General features: G+C 47.0%; 15 protein-coding genes and 1 tRNA gene. 7 read left to right on the top strand and 9 right to left on the bottom strand.

Annotated elements, in window-relative coordinates:
* Nucleotides 1-32 precede the first annotated feature (32 nt).
* The 4 genes from AC1HCU_RS00080 to AC1HCU_RS00065 all read left to right on the top strand — a co-directional run bounded on the left by AC1HCU_RS00080 (nt 33) and on the right by AC1HCU_RS00065 (nt 4,912).
* Nucleotides 33-1,391 carry a GntT/GntP/DsdX family permease gene (locus tag AC1HCU_RS00080; RefSeq protein ID WP_480367577.1) on the top strand — a complete coding sequence of 453 codons (1,359 nt, stop codon included), beginning with the start codon at nt 33-35 and terminating at the stop codon, nt 1,389-1,391.
* Between the two features lie 139 nt (nt 1,392-1,530).
* Nucleotides 1,531-1,887 (top strand): ribosome silencing factor, encoded by a 357-nt coding sequence (gene rsfS / locus AC1HCU_RS00075; protein ID WP_480367574.1) that lies wholly within the window; start codon nt 1,531-1,533, stop codon nt 1,885-1,887.
* 97 nt (nt 1,888-1,984) lie between these two features.
* On the top strand, nt 1,985-4,030 hold the full coding sequence (gene ftsH, locus AC1HCU_RS00070; RefSeq protein WP_480367571.1) for an ATP-dependent zinc metalloprotease FtsH: 2,046 nt from the start codon (nt 1,985-1,987) through the stop codon (nt 4,028-4,030).
* A gap of 306 nt (nt 4,031-4,336) precedes the next feature.
* On the top strand, nt 4,337-4,912 hold the full coding sequence (locus AC1HCU_RS00065; RefSeq protein ID WP_480367569.1) for a superoxide dismutase: 576 nt from the start codon (nt 4,337-4,339) through the stop codon (nt 4,910-4,912).
* A gap of 77 nt (nt 4,913-4,989) precedes the next feature.
* On the opposite strand, the gene pgeF is transcribed toward AC1HCU_RS00065, so the two are convergent.
* Genes pgeF through AC1HCU_RS00050 form a run of 3 tightly spaced genes read right to left on the bottom strand, consistent with a single transcriptional unit; the run spans nt 4,990 to nt 7,547 of the window.
* Nucleotides 4,990-5,811, bottom strand: a complete 822-nt coding sequence (pgeF, locus tag AC1HCU_RS00060; RefSeq protein ID WP_321721991.1) for a peptidoglycan editing factor PgeF — start codon at nt 5,809-5,811, stop codon at nt 4,990-4,992.
* Nucleotides 5,812-5,819: 8 nt separating this feature from the next.
* Entirely contained in the window at nt 5,820-6,968 is a 1,149-nt protein-coding gene (gene obgE, locus AC1HCU_RS00055; protein WP_480367566.1) for a GTPase ObgE, read from the bottom strand.
* A gap of 3 nt (nt 6,969-6,971) precedes the next feature.
* Complete coding sequence (locus AC1HCU_RS00050; RefSeq protein WP_480367563.1) at nt 6,972-7,547, bottom strand: adenylate kinase; 576 nt, start codon at nt 7,545-7,547, stop codon at nt 6,972-6,974.
* Nucleotides 7,548-7,752: 205 nt separating this feature from the next.
* Between AC1HCU_RS00050 and AC1HCU_RS00045 the strand changes: the two genes are divergently transcribed.
* Entirely contained in the window at nt 7,753-8,124 is a 372-nt protein-coding gene (locus AC1HCU_RS00045) for a sll1863 family stress response protein (RefSeq protein ID WP_480367561.1), read from the top strand.
* Nucleotides 8,125-8,190: 66 nt separating this feature from the next.
* On the opposite strand, the gene AC1HCU_RS00040 is transcribed toward AC1HCU_RS00045, so the two are convergent.
* Nucleotides 8,191-8,261, bottom strand: a tRNA-Cys gene (locus AC1HCU_RS00040).
* A gap of 98 nt (nt 8,262-8,359) precedes the next feature.
* Between AC1HCU_RS00040 and AC1HCU_RS00035 the strand changes: the two genes are divergently transcribed.
* Complete coding sequence (locus AC1HCU_RS00035) at nt 8,360-8,500, top strand: hypothetical protein (protein WP_480367558.1); 141 nt, start codon at nt 8,360-8,362, stop codon at nt 8,498-8,500.
* Here the strand turns inward: AC1HCU_RS00035 and radA are convergent.
* Entirely contained in the window at nt 8,481-9,848 is a 1,368-nt protein-coding gene (gene radA / locus AC1HCU_RS00030; RefSeq protein ID WP_480367556.1) for a DNA repair protein RadA, read from the bottom strand. The two genes, AC1HCU_RS00035 and radA, sit on opposite strands and share 20 nt — an antisense overlap.
* A gap of 143 nt (nt 9,849-9,991) precedes the next feature.
* On the opposite strand from radA, the gene AC1HCU_RS00025 reads away from it, so the two are divergent.
* Nucleotides 9,992-12,112: a Tex family protein gene (locus tag AC1HCU_RS00025; RefSeq protein ID WP_480367553.1), complete on the top strand. Its 2,121-nt coding sequence runs from the start codon at nt 9,992-9,994 to the stop codon at nt 12,110-12,112.
* Nucleotides 12,113-12,120: 8 nt separating this feature from the next.
* Here AC1HCU_RS00025 and AC1HCU_RS00020 read toward each other — a convergent pair whose 3' ends face one another.
* From AC1HCU_RS00020 to dnaA, 4 genes are all read right to left on the bottom strand, one after another.
* Entirely contained in the window at nt 12,121-12,735 is a 615-nt protein-coding gene (locus tag AC1HCU_RS00020; protein ID WP_480367550.1) for a ribonuclease HII, read from the bottom strand.
* A 3-nt stretch (nt 12,736-12,738) separates the two neighbouring features.
* A complete protein-coding gene (locus tag AC1HCU_RS00015; RefSeq protein ID WP_480367547.1) occupies nt 12,739-14,031 on the bottom strand; it encodes a metallophosphoesterase family protein in 1,293 nt (430 codons plus the stop codon).
* Nucleotides 14,028-14,951 (bottom strand): HNH endonuclease signature motif containing protein, encoded by a 924-nt coding sequence (locus AC1HCU_RS00010; protein ID WP_480367544.1) that lies wholly within the window; start codon nt 14,949-14,951, stop codon nt 14,028-14,030. Before AC1HCU_RS00010 ends, AC1HCU_RS00015 begins: the two co-directional genes overlap by 4 nt.
* Nucleotides 14,952-15,085: 134 nt before the next feature.
* Nucleotides 15,086-16,489 (bottom strand): chromosomal replication initiator protein DnaA, encoded by a 1,404-nt coding sequence (dnaA, locus tag AC1HCU_RS00005; RefSeq protein ID WP_480367541.1) that lies wholly within the window; start codon nt 16,487-16,489, stop codon nt 15,086-15,088.

The following is a 16,489-nucleotide window of genomic DNA, read 5'->3' as shown; positions in this document are numbered from 1 at the left end:
TGTTTTGCCGGTGGGTTTATTTTTTAATCCGCATGCCAACCCTTTCCATCCTTCTTATCGTTCTGTCGGCAGTACTGATACTCCTCTTCATGGTACTGAAACTTAAAGTCAGTGCATTTATCGCATTGCTGCTTACCTCCATTTATGTGGGTGTGCTTACCGGTATGCCGCTTCGCGATGTATCTCGTTCTATTCAGGAAGGAATGGCCGGAACCCTTGGTTTTGTGGCAACAGTAGTAGGTTTGGGAGCCATTTTCGGCCAAATGCTGGAAAGCTCGGGCGGGGCAGAATCTCTGGCTGATTACCTGCTAAAGAAGTTTGGCAAAGAACGTGCTCCATGGGCTATGGTCCTTACAGGTTTTATTGTGGGTATTCCGGTTTTCTTCGACGTGGGCTTTATTATCCTGATACCCATTGTGTATGCTTTATCACGTGACACAAAACGTTCTTTGTTGTATTATGCCATTCCCTTGCTTGCCGGATTGGCTGTAACGCACAGCTTCATTCCTCCTACACCGGGTCCCGTAGCGGTGGCCGACATCATCGGTGTTCAACTGGGATGGGTTATATTATTGGGATTCATCCTGGGAGTCCCCACAGCCATCATTGCAGGACCCCTCTTCGGGAGATACATATCTGGAAAAATAAAACTTCTACCGCCCGAGGGTATCGATATACAGCAGCGGGAACCGGGTCAGCACAATCATCCCTCTTTCCGGCTTGTTGTGGTCGTCATTGTAATTCCGCTCATCCTGATCCTCCTTAATACCTTTACAACCATGGCCGTTTCAAAAGAAATGATCACTCCGGGCGTATGGACAGATATTATTGAGTTTATCGGCCATCCATTCACAGCGCTGATTATTGCCACTTTAACCGCCACCTACTTCCTTTGTATAAAAAGAGGTATGGGCAAACAGAAGGTGCTGGAGTTAAGTACAAAAGCATTGGGTCCGGCCGGAATCATTATACTGATCACCGGAGCTGGCGGTGTACTGAAACAGGTGCTGATCGACAGCGGCGCAGGACAGGTAATAGCCGAATCAATGATGTATTCCTCTTTACCTCCGATAATACTTGCCTGGATTATCGCTGCTGCGGTGAGAATCACGCAAGGGTCGGCCACGGTAGCCATGATTACTGCAGCCAGCCTGGTAGCACCCATCATCAATACTTTTGAACTAAGTGATCCGCAACGGGCGCTGATTGTTATTGCTATTGCATCAGGAGCGACCATGCTCTCCCATGTAAATGACAGCGGCTTTTGGTTGGTAGGAAAATATCTGGGGATGAATGAGAGACAAACACTTCAGAGCTGGACGGTGATGGAATCAATCATCTCTGCTTGCGGACTGGCATTCACTCTCATCGCAAGCCTTTTCTTTGCATGACTATAATTTATTCAGACTTCCCACTTTTTTGGCACTGTTTTTGTTCTATGCTACATAAAAGAAGAGAGGTTGACTCTTTTTATCATCAATTTTAAAAAAAGGACCTATCTTTGTATTATTAACTCTCTTAAAACAAAGAATGATAGAAAAAAACGAACTGTTGCAAAGTATCATTGAAGGAATTCAGGAAAAAAAAGGAAAAAATATCAGCGCAATTGAACTGAAAGGAATATCGGGCACCATCTGCGATTATTTTGTGATATGTGAAGGAAACAGTCCTACACAGGTATCTGCACTGGCCGGATCCATTGAAGAAATTGTGAAGAAAAATACGAGGGAAAACCCTATACGGGTACACGGGCAACAACAGGCCGAATGGATCGGAATGGACTACGGGAACGTGATTGTGCATATCTTTCTCCCCGAGCTCCGCGCTTTCTACAATATTGATACACTTTGGGAGGATGCCCTGTCTGAACAGATTCCTTCATTATAAAAACTAATTCTCTGAAGAATTGTTACTAATATTTCACAATGGTTCTCAAAATAAAAGAGATCGCTTCTACAAAACCTTGCAACAGAGACAACAACAAATGAGTAATACAAAAAAGGACAGCAAACAGGACAAACAACCCACCTTACGTCCAATCATGGGAGGAAACAACCCCAAACGGCCATTTAATCCCTATTGGATTTATGCCGTAGCTCTTGCTATATTGATGGGCATGTGGTTTTTTGGTCAGGACAGCACCGTAAAGGAGATAAAATGGTCTGACTTTCAACAATATGTATATGACAACAGGGTACAAAGTATCGTAATATACAGCAATAAGGGAACGGCAGAGGCGGTTGTAAGGGAAGAGTCTGTTCCTTATATTTTCGGTGACGATGCCGGCCGTGTGGGGAAAATGCCTGTAATTCAAGTGGAAGGATCCTCCGCCGATGCGATTTCCGAATTCATCGACAAGGTAAAGACAGAAAAAAACTATGACATCGGGGTGAGTTTTAATACCACGTCCGAGATGTGGGGTATCCTGCTTACTTTTGCGCCATTCATCCTGCTTATTGTATTCTGGATATGGATGATGCGTAGGATGCAAGGCGGTGCCGCAGGCGGAAGTGGAGGTGTCTTCAGCGTGGGAAAGTCGAAGGCACAACTCTTTGACAAAGACTCCAGCCAGAAGGTGACATTCAGGGATGTAGCCGGCCTCTCCGAAGCTAAAGAAGAAGTACAGGAGATCGTGGAGTTTTTGAAGAACCCCAACAACTATACCAATCTGGGTGGAAAAATCCCAAAAGGAGCACTACTGGTAGGACCTCCCGGGACAGGAAAGACATTGCTTGCAAAAGCAGTGGCGGGAGAAGCAAATGTTCCCTTTTTCTCCATCTCAGGATCAGACTTCGTGGAAATGTTTGTCGGAGTAGGCGCTTCACGCGTGCGGGACCTCTTCCGTCAGGCGAAAGAAAAAGCGCCCTGTATTGTCTTTATCGATGAAATTGATGCGGTAGGCCGTGCACGTGGTAAAAATACAAACTTCGGTTCAAACGACGAGCGGGAGAACACACTGAACCAGCTGCTTACAGAAATGGACGGCTTTGGCTCAAACAGTGGCGTGATCATTCTGGCCGCGACAAACCGGGCCGATGTGCTGGATAAGGCACTGATGCGCGCAGGGCGTTTCGACCGGCAGATTTATGTGGAACTGCCTGACTTGAACGACCGTAAGGAAATATTTAAAGTACATCTGAGACCCATCAAAATAGATGAATCAATCAATGTAGACTTTCTTGCCCGCCAGACACCTGGATTCTCAGGTGCCGACATCGCGAATGTATGCAATGAAGCGGCATTGATAGCTGCTCGCAAGAAAAAAAAGTTTGTGCAGAAAGATGATTTCATGAATGCTGTAGACCGCATTGTGGGCGGACTGGAAAAAAAGAATAAAATCATTACCCAAAACGAGAAGAAGTCGATCGCCATTCACGAGGCAGGACATGCCACGCTGAGCTGGTTCCTGGAACATGCCAACCCCCTGGTGAAAGTAACGATCGTACCACGCGGAAAGGCATTGGGTGCAGCCTGGTACCTGCCCGAAGAGCGGCAGATCACCACGAAGGAGCAAATGCTCGATGAGATGTGTGCCTTACTGGGAGGCCGCGCTGCAGAGGAGGTGTTTATCGGACAGATTTCATCCGGGGCGATGAACGACCTGGAACGGGTTACCAAGCAGGCTTACGCCATGATAACCTACATGGGCATGAGTGAAAAGCTGCCAAATCTGAGTTACTACGATTCATCGGGGCAAGAATACAGCTTCTCTAAACCTTACAGTGAAGATACGGCTGAACTCATCGATACCGAAGTGAAGGTGATGATTGCCCAACAATATGAAAGGGCAAAAAAGATTCTCACGGAGAAAGCAGAGGGTCACAACCAGTTGGCCGGGATTCTTCTGGAAAAGGAGATCATTTATGCCGACGACCTGGAACATATCTTCGGTAAACGTATGTGGGTATCGCGCTCACAGGAAATTCTGGATCACAAAAAAGAGAGTGAGGAAGACAAGAAAATACCTTCCAAGCCGGAACATCCCGTAGACAATGTCTTCCTTGATACGGAGGAGAAAAACCCCGAATAAATTTTATAAAACAATGATAGAGTAAAGCAATAATACACCGCACGTTCAATCAACAGCCTGACCTTCAGCAGTCAGGCTGTTGACATTTCTTTAAGGAGATATTTTATGACCTTTTTAAATTTATACCACTAAAAAAAATCGAACAAATAAGGGATCCTTTTCGTTATTAATAAACAACAAAAAAATTGGAAAATGAAAAAGATTCATTCAGCCCTTTTGATCGGAATATTGGCATTCTCAGTAATCAGCTGCGGTTATTCGAATGCGAAAGATAATAAAAATAACAATACTAAAAACAGTGTAAATATGAAATTTGAGAAAGTAGCTTTACCTTATGCAACCGACGCTTTGGAGCCGGTTATCAGTAAACAAACGGTTGAACTCCATTACGGAAAACATCACCAGGCTTACGTGGACAATTTGAATAAGCTGGTTGTAGACACTAAATTTGCCGACGCGGATCTTGAGACAGTTGTAAAAGAAAGTGATGGCGCCATCTTCAATAATGCGGGCCAGATTTACAATCATAACCTTTACTTTACCTCTTTCAAAAAGGGGGGGGGCGGTGAACCCAAAGGAGCTTTGGCAGGTGCCATCAACGCTCAGTATGGTTCGTTCGAAAAGTTTAAAGAAGAGTTTAATGCTGCCGGGACTTCTGTGTTTGGTTCAGGATGGGTATGGCTTGCAAAAGACGGGAGCGGTAAACTCTCCATCGAAAAAGAGAGTAACGCCGGCAATCCGATTACCAAAGGATTGACCCCGATCCTGGGCTTCGACGTATGGGAACATTCCTATTACCTCGACTACCAGAATCGCCGTGCCGACCACCTGAAAGAATTATGGAAGATCATCGATTGGGACGTTGTAAGTGCACGTTATTAATTGAAAGCAATCATCCGGCAGGATGTTGTAAGTCACTTTAAAAGGAAAAGGATGTAATCGCATGGTTACATCCTTTTTTATTTTATTTTCATCATGATGCCGGTAAGCATTCTGCCGGAATGCTCCGTTTGACGTCGTGCAGAGAAAAAAAGTTCTTCTCTCTCAAAGGTACAAAGGTCACTCTTTTCAATATTTTCCCCAATTACTCCCAACCGAAGCAACTCCCTACGGTTTATTTCCTTCAGATCGAGATGCCACTTCGAGGATGGGTTCTTTCGGAATGCCACCGCCCTATCAGAAAAATCAAAACCCTCCCGGACGAAAGCTTCGACTACTTCACTGCCTACTTCGTAATGTAACTGGCTGATACCCGGTCCTATTCCGGCAACGATATCCGCAGGCGAAGAGTTATACCGATGGCTCATTTCTGCAACTGTTCTTTCCACGATCCGGCCCTGGGTACCTTTCCATCCAGCATGAATGGCCGCGATGATTTCTCTCTTTTTATCGAAAAGAATAATCGGGATACAGTCGGCAGTTGTAGCACAAAGGAAAAAACCTTTTTTAGAAGTGATGGTTGCATCCACACCATACATTGTTTCAATGGCAGCTGCCTGGTCCAATGCGAGGAAAGAGTCATCGATAACCAATACCCGCGTGCCATGTGTCTGATGGGGAATAATAAACTGCTCCATCTCCATGTACAACATGCGTGCAAGAATCCGACGGTTTTCATAGATGTTTACCGGATTATCGTCGGAAAAATTACCCATGTTGAATGAAGCATAGGTACCGTTGCTCACTCCCCCGGAGCGGGTGGTGGAAAAATGCTCAATCTCTTTCTCCTGACTCAACAGACCAAACTGCAATAGATTACGATATTGTGGATGCTGTTTCATAACGGATCTTAGATATCTTCTTCTTCAGAAAAATCATCATTATCCTCCGCGTCGGATTCGGCATCTTCGTCACCAAAGAACTCCTCTTCCGGATCAAACTCTAATGAAGAAAGATCGAGGTTTCTGTGAACCAATGTATGCCGGGAAGCTGCTACGGGAATGGAATCTTCAGAATTTAGTTCACGCCACAATAAATCCTTTAACAGGGGTATACCGTATCCGGTGACCGACGAAATAAAGACATACGGAATGGCAGGCAGATCCTTTCTAATCTCATCCATGAGTTCATCATCGAGCATGTCTGATTTCGAAATGGCAAGAAGATGCCTTTTATCCAGCAATTCCGGATTATATAATTTTAGTTCACGCAGCAAAATACCATACTCATTTCTTATGTCGTCGCTGTCGGAAGGTACCACAAAAAGTAACAACGAATTCCGTTCAATATGCCGCAAAAAACGTAAGCCTAAGCCTTTTCCTTCGCTCGCCCCTTCAATAATACCGGGGATATCGGCCATTACAAACGATTTCCCATCGCGGTAGCCAACAATGCCCAGGTTGGGTTCGAGTGTGGTGAATGGATAATTTGCGATTTTGGGTTTTGCAGCGGATACAACCGAAAGGAGAGTCGACTTTCCTGCATTAGGAAAGCCCACCAAGCCCACATCTGCCAGAAGTTTCAACTCCAGAATCACCCAACGTTCTTCATGTGGCTCCCCGGGCTGTGCATAACGTGGCGCCTGGTTGGTGGCTGTCTTGAAGTGCTGATTTCCCAGGCCACCGCGTCCCCCCTTCAGAAGAACCACTTCCTGTCCGTCGTCAGTGATGTCGCACAGATACTCCCCCGTATGTGCGTCATACGCAACAGTACCGCAGGGCACTTCGATGATCTTGCTTTCTCCTTTTTTGCCGGAACGCTGTGCCTTGGAACCACCCTCACCATGGCCGGCGAAAATATGTCGCTGATAGCGCAGATGAAGCAATGTCCAGTAGTTTCGGTTACCTCGCAGGACAATGTTACCGCCATCACCGCCGTCACCGCCGTCAGGTCCTCCTTTCGGTATATATTTTTCCCTGCGGAAGTGCGCGGAACCGCGACCACCCTTTCCTGAGCGACAAAATATCTTTACGTAATCAACGAAATTTGTTTCAGCCATTCACTAAACGATTATCCGGTCCACAACGGCTTCCATCGATGCAAAAATCTCATCCACAGAGCCCTGACCGGGTATTCTTACCAGTTTCCCCTGTTCGCGGTAAAAATCCTTCAATGGGGCCGTCTGGTCATAGTATACCCGAAGACGGGATTCGATGGTTTCCTTGTTGTCATCTGACCGTCCGGAGATTTCTCCCCGCTTCAGCAGCCGCGCAATAAGCTCTTCATCCTCCACCTCCAGACTAAGCACCACATTTACCTTCTCATCATATTTCACCAACATGGCATCCAGTGCTTTACCCTGCGCAAGTGTCCTGGGAAAGCCATCAAAAATGAACCCCTTCACATGGTTGTTTTTTTTAATCAACCCTTCAAGCATGCCAACCACCACGTCGTCGGGAACAAGCTGTCCCCTGGACATGTAGGATTCAGCCATCTGTCCCAATTGCGATTTAACTTTCATTTCAGCCCGTAATAAATCTCCGGTAGAAACATGACTTAAACCGTATTTCTCTATCAACTTCTCACTCTGGGTTCCCTTGCCAGATCCGGGAGCGCCAAAAATTACTACATTCAACATTTTTACTTTCTGAATTAAGCTTCAAAGATACATATTTTCCTCCGTTTTGCGGACTTCCTGTGATATCTATTCCACGTTTAGCTGCAAATTTTCGGGATTTAATTATCCCCATTGTTTCCTTGCTGTTTGTCAAACCAATTACCTGTTGAACCAATCGTCATACAAAATGTTTATTCATTGAAGTTGAATATAAACATCCTATACAATGAAGAAAGAAGAATTCAAACAAAAAACGAATGATGTCCTGAATGAATTGGCTGATTATATCTCAGGATTGGAAGACAAGGCAGGTGAAATTGCAGAGGATGCCAGAGAGGGATATAGGGAACGTCTTGATAATTTGAAAGGTATCCGGGACAACTTATCCTCCAAATTAGAGGAGTATGAAAACATTGCCGACAACAAATGGGATATAGTCAAAGAAAGTGCCGTCAGCTTCTTTGCAACTGTTTCCGAATCATGGAAAGAAAATTTAGGCAAGATTGCTGACACATTAAAAAAGGAACGCAAGACTGGCAGTGAAGATGCTGATGATGAACCGGACACCAGTACTCCAAACTACGACGGGCATTCATAAGCCATTACATAACAATAAAATACCCACCACCATTAAACGAAACAGTGCTGGGATTTTTTCATTCAGAGGTACCTGGCGGATTCGAACCGCCGTAAACGGTTTTGCAGACCGGCGCCTAACCACTCGGCCAAGGTACCCTGCTTGCGTAAAGCGGTTGCAAATGTAGCATATTTTTTTGAGAAATAAAAAGTTTGGCCACTAATTTTAGCCACGGCAGAAATTAGAGGTAGAAGATATGTCTTACCGTGAAACCATCTCCGTGAAGAGTAAAAAAAGCACACAGGGAATCAGGAAACACAGGGAATCAGGAAACACAGGGAATCAGGAAACACAGGGAGATCAAGAAACACAGGGAATCAGGAAAACAGGAGTCTGAACGCATCGCTCACTCGCTTTACCTGTTGCAATTCAATCGACGTTTTCTTTTGGATGCTTTTCAGATTATTGGCAGGAATGAGCATCCGGTTGAATCCCAGCTTCTCTGCCTCCTGAATACGCTGTTCAATGCGGTTCACCGGACGTATTTCCCCCGACAATCCCACCTCACCACAGAGACAGGTCTCCCTGTCGACAGCCATATCGAGACTCGAAGAAAGCACCGCACTGATGACCGACAGGTCCATGCCGGGGTCGTTTACCCGCAGCCCGCCGGCAATATTAAGGAAGACATCTTTCTGTGCCAGCTTGAAGCCGGCCCTTTTCTCCAGTACGGCAAGCAACATGTTCATTCTACGTATATCGAACCCGGTGGCAGAACGTTGCGGCGTACCATAGGCGGCTGTGCTTACCAGCGACTGGGTTTCAATCACAAAAGGGCGTACTCCCTCAATGGCAGCGGCAATGGAGACGCCGCTAAGCCCGTCGTGATTCTGCGTAAGCAACAATTCGGAAGGATTATTCACTTCCCGCAATCCCGTCTGGTTCATCTCGTAGATACCCAGCTCGGCAGTACTGCCAAACCGGTTTTTGATACCGCGAAGAATGCGATACATGTAGTGCTGGTCGCCCTCGAACTGCAATACCGTGTCTACGATATGTTCCAGAATCTTCGGACCGGCAATACTACCCTCCTTGGTGATATGGCCAATTAACAGCACCGGCGTACCCGACTGCTTGGCAAACTTTAGCAGCATGGCTGCACACTCACGCACCTGCGAGATGCTTCCGGGTGATGACTCCAGCGCGTCGCTGTAAACCGTTTGTATGGAATCGATGATCAGCAGCTGCGGCGACACCTGTTTCACGTGCTTGAAAATCTCATCGAGGTTTGTCTCGCATACAATCAGACAATTATCGTTTTCAATGCCGATACGCTCTGCCCTTAGCTTCAGCTGCCTTGCACTCTCTTCACCGGAGACATAGAGCGTACGGATACTCTTTAGTTTCAGGATGGTCTGTAATACCAACGTCGACTTGCCAATACCCGGCTCACCACCGATCAGGACGACCGATGCCGGCACCAGACCACCGCCCAGTACACGGTTCAGTTCCCCATCCTGCATATCGATGCGTGGCTCATCATCGGCCTTGATCTCCCGCAACATCACGGGCACGCTCTTGCCCTCCCGGAAAGTACGGGTATCTTCCTGTTTGGAGGCAGTATCCTTGCGCACCAGTTCCTCCACGAAGGTAGACCATTCTCCGCAGGAAGGACACCTGCCCATCCATTTGGGTGATTCATGCCCGCAATGGCTGCAAAAGTAGACCGATTTCAGTTTTGCCATACTGTTACTGTTTAAGGAGGTAAAGATAGAGAAATTTCTTGTACTTTTGTCGTTAGTATGCAGTTGCATATGGCAGAAACAGCCGGAACAGGGTGGTCGGAAAGCCGACAACCCAACTTTTACAACAATTTAAAATACCACAGATGTCTCTTATTCATTCATTGATATCCAGGTCACTCGGCCTCCCCCTCAAAAGTGTGGAAAACACCGTGGAGCTGCTCGAAGGAGGTGCCACCATCCCTTTTATCAGCCGCTACCGCAAGGAGGCCACAGGTGGGCTCGACGAGGTACAAGTAGGCCACATCAAAGCACAATACGAGCAATACCGTGAACTGGAAAAGCGAAAAGAATTTATCCTTAAAACCATTTCAGAACAGGAAAAACTCACAACGGAACTCAGCGAAAAGATCAATAACTGCTGGGACAGCGCGGTACTGGAAGATCTCTATCTCCCCTTCAAACCCAAACGACAGACCCGTGCCGAAATTGCCCGCAAAAACGGACTTGAACCACTTGCCAAATGGTTGATGACACAACAGCATGGCTCCGTGGAGGCAAAAGCAGGGCAATATATAAATGAGCAAGTACCTGATGCAGCGACAGCGTTAAAAGGAGCGCGAGACATCATCGCCGAGCAGGTGAACGAAGATGCAAATGCCCGTCAGCTAATCCGGAATATTTTTTCAGGCGATGCCCTCATCACGTCGAAGGTGGTGAAGGGGAAGGAGCAGGAAGGTGAAAAATATGCCGATTATTTCGATTTCTCCACACCGCTGGCGCGATGCCCCTCACACCGCATCCTGGCTATTCGTCGTGGTGAAGCAGAAGGATTTCTGCGTGTCGCCATTTCGCCTGATGACGAAAAATGCCTTGAAAGGCTTATACCCCGATATGTAAAAAAAGATGTACCTGCAGCCGGTCAGGTGGAGGAGGCGGTTACAGATGCATACAAGCGTCTGCTTAAACCTTCCATTGAGACTGAGTTTGCCAATCTCTCCAAGGAGAAGGCCGACGTGGCGGCAATAGCTGTATTTGCAGAAAATCTGCGCCAGCTGTTGCTGTCACCCCCTCTGGGGCAGCAACGCATCCTGGCCATCGACCCCGGCTTCCGCACCGGTTGCAAGCTGGTCTGCCTGAATGAGCAAGGCGATCTGTTGCATAACGAGACCATCTACCCCCATCCGCCCCAAAACGAATTCACCAAAGCGGCGAGCAAGGTAGTCAAGCTGGTTTCCACCTACAGGATCGATGCCATTGCCATCGGGAATGGTACCGCAAGCCGCGAGACAGAACGGTTTATCTCCAACTTGCGCTATGAGAAGGAAGTAAAGGTCTTCGTGGTGAGTGAGAGCGGAGCATCGGTCTACTCCGCCTCCAAAACAGCACGGGAAGAGTTTCCGGAATATGATGTGACCGTGCGGGGCGCCGTCTCCATTGGCCGACGGCTGAGCGATCCGCTGGCAGAGCTGGTGAAGATTGACCCGAAATCGATCGGCGTAGGTCAGTATCAGCACGATGTGGATCAGACAAAGTTGAAACATTCTCTGGACCAAACAGTGGAAAGTTGTGTGAATCTGGTGGGTGTGAACCTCAACACGGCAAGCCGGCATCTCCTCACATATGTATCGGGTCTGGGGGAGTCGCTGGCACAAAATATTGTGACCTGGCGTGCTGAGAACGGCCCTTTTCGTTCACGGAAGGAACTAAAAAATGTACCCCGGCTGGGAGCAAAAGCATTTGAGCAATGCGCCGGATTCCTGCGAATTACGGATGCGGAAAACCCGCTTGACAACTCGGCGGTGCATCCAGAGAGTTACCCCATCGTGGAAAAAATGGCCCGTAACCTGCATTGTTCTGTGAAAGAGCTAATCCGGAATAAACCGTTGATCGCAACCATCGACATAAACAATTACATGACCGAAGAAGCGGGTATTGAAACTTTGACCGACATTTTGAAGGAGCTGGAGAAACCGGGACGCGACCCCCGCTCCTCGGTACAGGTGCTGGAGTTTGACCCCAATATCCGCACTCTCCATGATTTGAAAGAGGGGATGAAGGTTCCGGGCATTGTCACAAACATCACTAACTTCGGCTGTTTTGTAGACATCGGTATCAAGGAAAATGGGCTGGTGCATATTTCGGAACTGGCCGACCGGTTTGTCACCGACCCAACGGAGGTGGTGTCACTTCATCAACATGTGGAAGTGACTGTATTGTCGATCGATACGGAAAGGAAACGCATTGCGCTCTCCCTGAAAAAGTAGATAATTTTTCAGAAATCAAGCATCAGTTGACGTTCAAACAGCTGGAAGCTTTTCCGGTGTAAGGGTGTGATGCCCTGTTCCCGAATTGCCTGACGGTGTTTCGCCGTAGGATAACCTTTATTACAGGCCCAATCGTAGCAGGGATACTGCTGATGCAACTCCCGCATATATTCATCACGGCAAGTCTTGGCCAGGACAGATGCGGCAGCGATGGACTGGAACTGGGCGTCCCCCTTCACCACGCAGGTATACGGGATAGATCCGAAAGGACGAAAGCGGTTTCCGTCAACCAGAATATGGGCAGGCGGCAGTGACAGCTTTCGTAGTGCCCGGTGCATCGCCTCGACCGATGCCCAGAGAATGTTCATTTCGTCAATCTCTTCGGGAGAGCAGGATGCCACAGCATAGCTTACCGCATTTTTTTCGATGACCAAACGCAATTCATCCCGTCTTTTTTCGGTCAACTGTTTGGAATCGTTCAGTTCGTCGCAGGAAAAGTCGGGGGGTAACACCACAGCGGCCGCAAATACGGGACCTGCAAGACAACCTCGTCCGGCCTCGTCGCATCCGGCTTCCACACATCCGACTCTCATAAAACTCTGCAATGGATGATTTTGCTTCATTCCTCAATCCTCCCCGATTGTCAAAACTACCTTATTGTCTGCCGGCGGAAAATCAAAAACAAAAGAATCCGTTTCGGCCTCTGTTCCCATCATGTCAGCAAAGCTTGCAATTAATTCCTGCAGTCCGGGATTCAACATCTCATCGCCTCTCACATGCATCAGATTCAGCTGTACGATCATTTCAACCAGGTTTTCCCTCACTCCTTCCGGAATCGGTAATGCGCCTGTGTCCAGTCTGTGCTTTGCCACCCTGCGCGTGAGCACTGCGAGACGCCTGGCTGATTCACTTTCCAACGTAGGGTTTCCGGGAATAGATGTGATAAACCGGGTATCCACGGAGAGTTCTTTTCCCTGCAATTGCATGATGCGGTAGCCAAAAGGATACTGTGCCAGACTGGCAGTCTCCACGTCGTAGATTTTGTTACCCGCGGGGGAAGTAAAAAGTGTGATATCGTTGGCATGAAAATGACCGGTAAAGACTATGCGGAGTCCTGCGTCGGCAAGTCTTTCAGCCTGAATTTTCCAGTTATCTACAAGATAATCGGAAAAAAACGCTTCCTGGTATGGCATATGTTCCACTAGTCCATGGTGCATCATCCCCAGCACCGTCACGCCTCTTTCCTTGGCATCACGAAGGATGTGAAGAGCCCACTCCAGTGTTTCGGGACGGATTCGTCCAGCCGAAAGTGAGGAGGTCCGATATTCCTGATGCTGGTTGCTGTCTATTGCCAGCAGCCAGGTTTTCTCGTCAATCTCCGCCAGATAACTGAGTGATGTACTGTCTCTGCGCGTTGCTTCATCGTAACCGAAAGCACCGTATAACCGGGCAAATTCATCAGGGGAGATTCCTTCTTCATTCTTTCGCACGTCTCCTTTATAGGCTACGGCATCGGGAATATTGACATCGTGATTACCTGGAATCACAAAAATCCTGGTTCCGGCTTTCTGCAACGGAGTGAGCAGTTCAATAAAACCGAGATGACTCTGCCGTTCGCCGTGGTTGGTTAAATCTCCCGTAACAAGAAGTATCTGGGGTACCTCTTTGCCGAGGTCGGACAGTACCTCATGCAGTACCTCATGCAGTTCACACGTTATTCTTCCGGTTGATTCCTCAAAGACGGACAGCGCCTTTCCTTTCTCAGCCAGTTCAGGAGAAAGATAATGTACATCGGTGAGTACCGCAATTTTCAATATGGCATCACCTCCGAAGTTGTTATCCGAGGGTACCTGCGCCGCGAAAACATCACACGAAACAAACCGTAATAAAAGCAACAGAATCAACCACCTGCGGCTCATGGGTTGTTCCGTTTGAAGAATAGTTTCACATCCTGCAGCCAGCGTTCAAAGGGACTGCATTCGATCTTCAAAAAACTGTCGGAAAGAGCCGAGGATTCAAAGCTTGTGGTTCTGAAATCACCCCATACATATTCAGCCAGTTCCGGATAATCGATATAAGGATTACGATTTTTTTGTATACGGTAGACCTCTTCATTCCGGCGTACCTCCTTAATGCTGACGGGATCTTCCCTGTGCCACTTGAGCATCAGACGAAGCGACCAGTCGCTGAAACCGGGATAGCGGTTGCCTCCTACCTGATCGGAATTCCACAGTGGTAACTGTTCTTCATATGCGGTAACCATATAAAAATAAGTACGGGCAAAATCTCCCTTATAGGCGTCGATAGGTTCAAAAACAGTCTTTGTATAATTTCCGAATACATTTTGTCCAATCCTGGATCCGTTGGATGACTCCCAGTATGTAATACCAACTTCCCCGAGAGGCAGGTTACCGCGACGGTTATTTACGTATCCATCGGCAGGATAAAGGTGAAACAGGTCTGACTCCAGTAATTCTGACCCTTTTATCCAACTCTTCGGTAATATATGTTCCCGGTTGTAACAGTCACCTTCCCTCCGGTAAGAACCACAACGGTCATTTCTGAAATCGTAAAGGTATTCGGCCCCCTTTTCAGGATTGTCTGAATACATGTCCCACACTTTGTTGTTTTTCTGACTGTCGGTCAACAGGAAAACCTCCCACAGATCTGCATAGGGAACCACCTGCGGATCTTTTATAATCTGAAACAGTGCGGTTTTCAACTCGGATCCTCTTTTACCTTCTGCCCCCGCATAATAGCCGCTGGGCACCTGGGCGCTGAGGGTGCCGGTAACAAATAAAAAAAATGCAGCAAAAAGGTAGTGCTGTGAATAATTCATTTCTTATATGATAAGGCAGAACCACTTCTTAATGATTCCGGCAAAAGGGCAAATATAATGAATTCATTGAAATACCCTATGCAGAAAAGGGATAAAAATAAAAAAACAACCGGTGAGATCGTCTGCTACGGCAATCAGGAATTCAGAATTTTTTCGATTTCTTCAATGTCGGAACGAAATCCCTTATCGACCTCATAAAAATTCTTTACAGTGTTACACGCATGGAGTACCGTAGCATGGTTGCGATTTCCCACCTGCACACCTATCTGGGAAAGAGACAGTTCCGTGTGCTTCTTAATAAAATACATGGTCACCTGGCGGGCTTGTACGATTTCCCGCTTGCGTGAGGAAGATTGAATCAGTTCCTTTTTGATATTGAAAAAATCAGAGACCGTATCCTGTATTTTCTGTACTGTTATACGTTTGCGCTCATATTTAATGCTCTGCTCCACCACCCGACGGGCAAGATTCATGTCTATTTCGCGATTATTAATGATGGAATGAGCCATCAGAGAGACCACAATACCCTCCAGGTCACGCACGTTCTCCGTCACATTCTCGGCAATGAAATCAATCACATTCGCAGGAATGGAAAGGCCGTCGGAAAGAACTTTGTTCTGTAGTATCCTTTTGCGAAGTTCCTTATCGGGACGCTCGAGTCTGGTCGTAAGGCCCCAGCGAAAACGGGTAAGCAGCCTCTCTTCCATTCCCTGCATATCCATGGGTGCACAATCAGAGGTCATCACCAACTGCTTGTTGTTCTGATGCAGGTGGTTGAAAATATGAAAAAAGGTGTTCTGCGTTTTTTCCAACCCCGACAGTTCATGAATATCGTCAATAATGAGCACGTCTATGCTCTGATAGAAATTTATAAAATCGTTAATGGTATTGAACCTGCGGGCATCGGTAAACTGTACCTTAAAGAGATGGGCAGATAAATACAATACCTTTTTATCAGGGTATAACGACTCAACCTTTGAGCCGATGGCATGACAAAGATGCGTCTTTCCCACACCCGAATGACCATACACAAAAAGAGGATTGAATGCTGTTTTTGCCGGGTTGTTCGCAACGGCCTCAGCTGCAGTACGCGCCAGACGGTTACTCTCACCCTCAAAGAAATTTTGAAAAGTATACTTTGTATTGATCTGTGAATCAAATTCCGAGGTTTCCACACGGTCGAACGGACTGGGCACCTTGGCGGTGATTTTTTTGGCAACACTCTTTTCTTTACCTATGAATGGCTTGCTCTCTCCCCGGAGTTCCACGGCAGTGTTACTCTCTGTTTCTACAAGAATCCGGTAGTTGAGAATGGTGCCCTCCCCTATTTCACGATATAGTGTCTGCTGTATAAGGTCGAGGTACTTATCTTCCAGATATTCATAAAAAAACTGACTCGGGACCTGTACTGTGAGTACATGGTTCTCATACTTCAATGGCACAATGGGGAGAAACCATGTATTGAACGCCGGTTCGGGGATATTGTCCCGAATGACGTTCAAACAGTTATTCCATAAAAAACGATAGTCACTCTTCAT

The organism is Proteiniphilum sp. LBM24028, from assembly GCF_056629195.1.
This window is presented reverse-complemented; position numbering and strand designations above follow the sequence as displayed.

Bases quoted from the DNA above. Each gene is read 5' to 3' on its own strand.
- AC1HCU_RS00080 (WP_480367577.1), top strand. From the start codon at position 33: ATGCCAACCCTTTCCATCCTTCTTATCGTTCTGTCGGCAGTACTGATA.
- rsfS (WP_480367574.1), top strand. From the start codon at position 1,531: ATGATAGAAAAAAACGAACTGTTGCAAAGTATCATTGAAGGAATTCAG.
- ftsH (WP_480367571.1), top strand. From the start codon at position 1,985: ATGAGTAATACAAAAAAGGACAGCAAACAGGACAAACAACCCACCTTA.
- AC1HCU_RS00065 (WP_480367569.1), top strand. From the start codon at position 4,337: ATGAAATTTGAGAAAGTAGCTTTACCTTATGCAACCGACGCTTTGGAG.
- pgeF (WP_321721991.1), bottom strand. From the start codon at position 5,811: ATGAAACAGCATCCACAATATCGTAATCTATTGCAGTTTGGTCTGTTG.
- obgE (WP_480367566.1), bottom strand. From the start codon at position 6,968: ATGGCTGAAACAAATTTCGTTGATTACGTAAAGATATTTTGTCGCTCA.
- AC1HCU_RS00050 (WP_480367563.1), bottom strand. From the start codon at position 7,547: ATGTTGAATGTAGTAATTTTTGGCGCTCCCGGATCTGGCAAGGGAACC.
- AC1HCU_RS00045 (WP_480367561.1), top strand. From the start codon at position 7,753: ATGAAGAAAGAAGAATTCAAACAAAAAACGAATGATGTCCTGAATGAA.
- AC1HCU_RS00035 (WP_480367558.1), top strand. From the start codon at position 8,360: ATGTCTTACCGTGAAACCATCTCCGTGAAGAGTAAAAAAAGCACACAG.
- radA (WP_480367556.1), bottom strand. From the start codon at position 9,848: ATGGCAAAACTGAAATCGGTCTACTTTTGCAGCCATTGCGGGCATGAA.
- AC1HCU_RS00025 (WP_480367553.1), top strand. From the start codon at position 9,992: ATGTCTCTTATTCATTCATTGATATCCAGGTCACTCGGCCTCCCCCTC.
- AC1HCU_RS00020 (WP_480367550.1), bottom strand. From the start codon at position 12,735: ATGAAGCAAAATCATCCATTGCAGAGTTTTATGAGAGTCGGATGTGTG.
- AC1HCU_RS00015 (WP_480367547.1), bottom strand. From the start codon at position 14,031: ATGAGCCGCAGGTGGTTGATTCTGTTGCTTTTATTACGGTTTGTTTCG.
- AC1HCU_RS00010 (WP_480367544.1), bottom strand. From the start codon at position 14,951: ATGAATTATTCACAGCACTACCTTTTTGCTGCATTTTTTTTATTTGTT.
- dnaA (WP_480367541.1), bottom strand. From the start codon at position 16,489: ATGAAGAGTGACTATCGTTTTTTATGGAATAACTGTTTGAACGTCATT.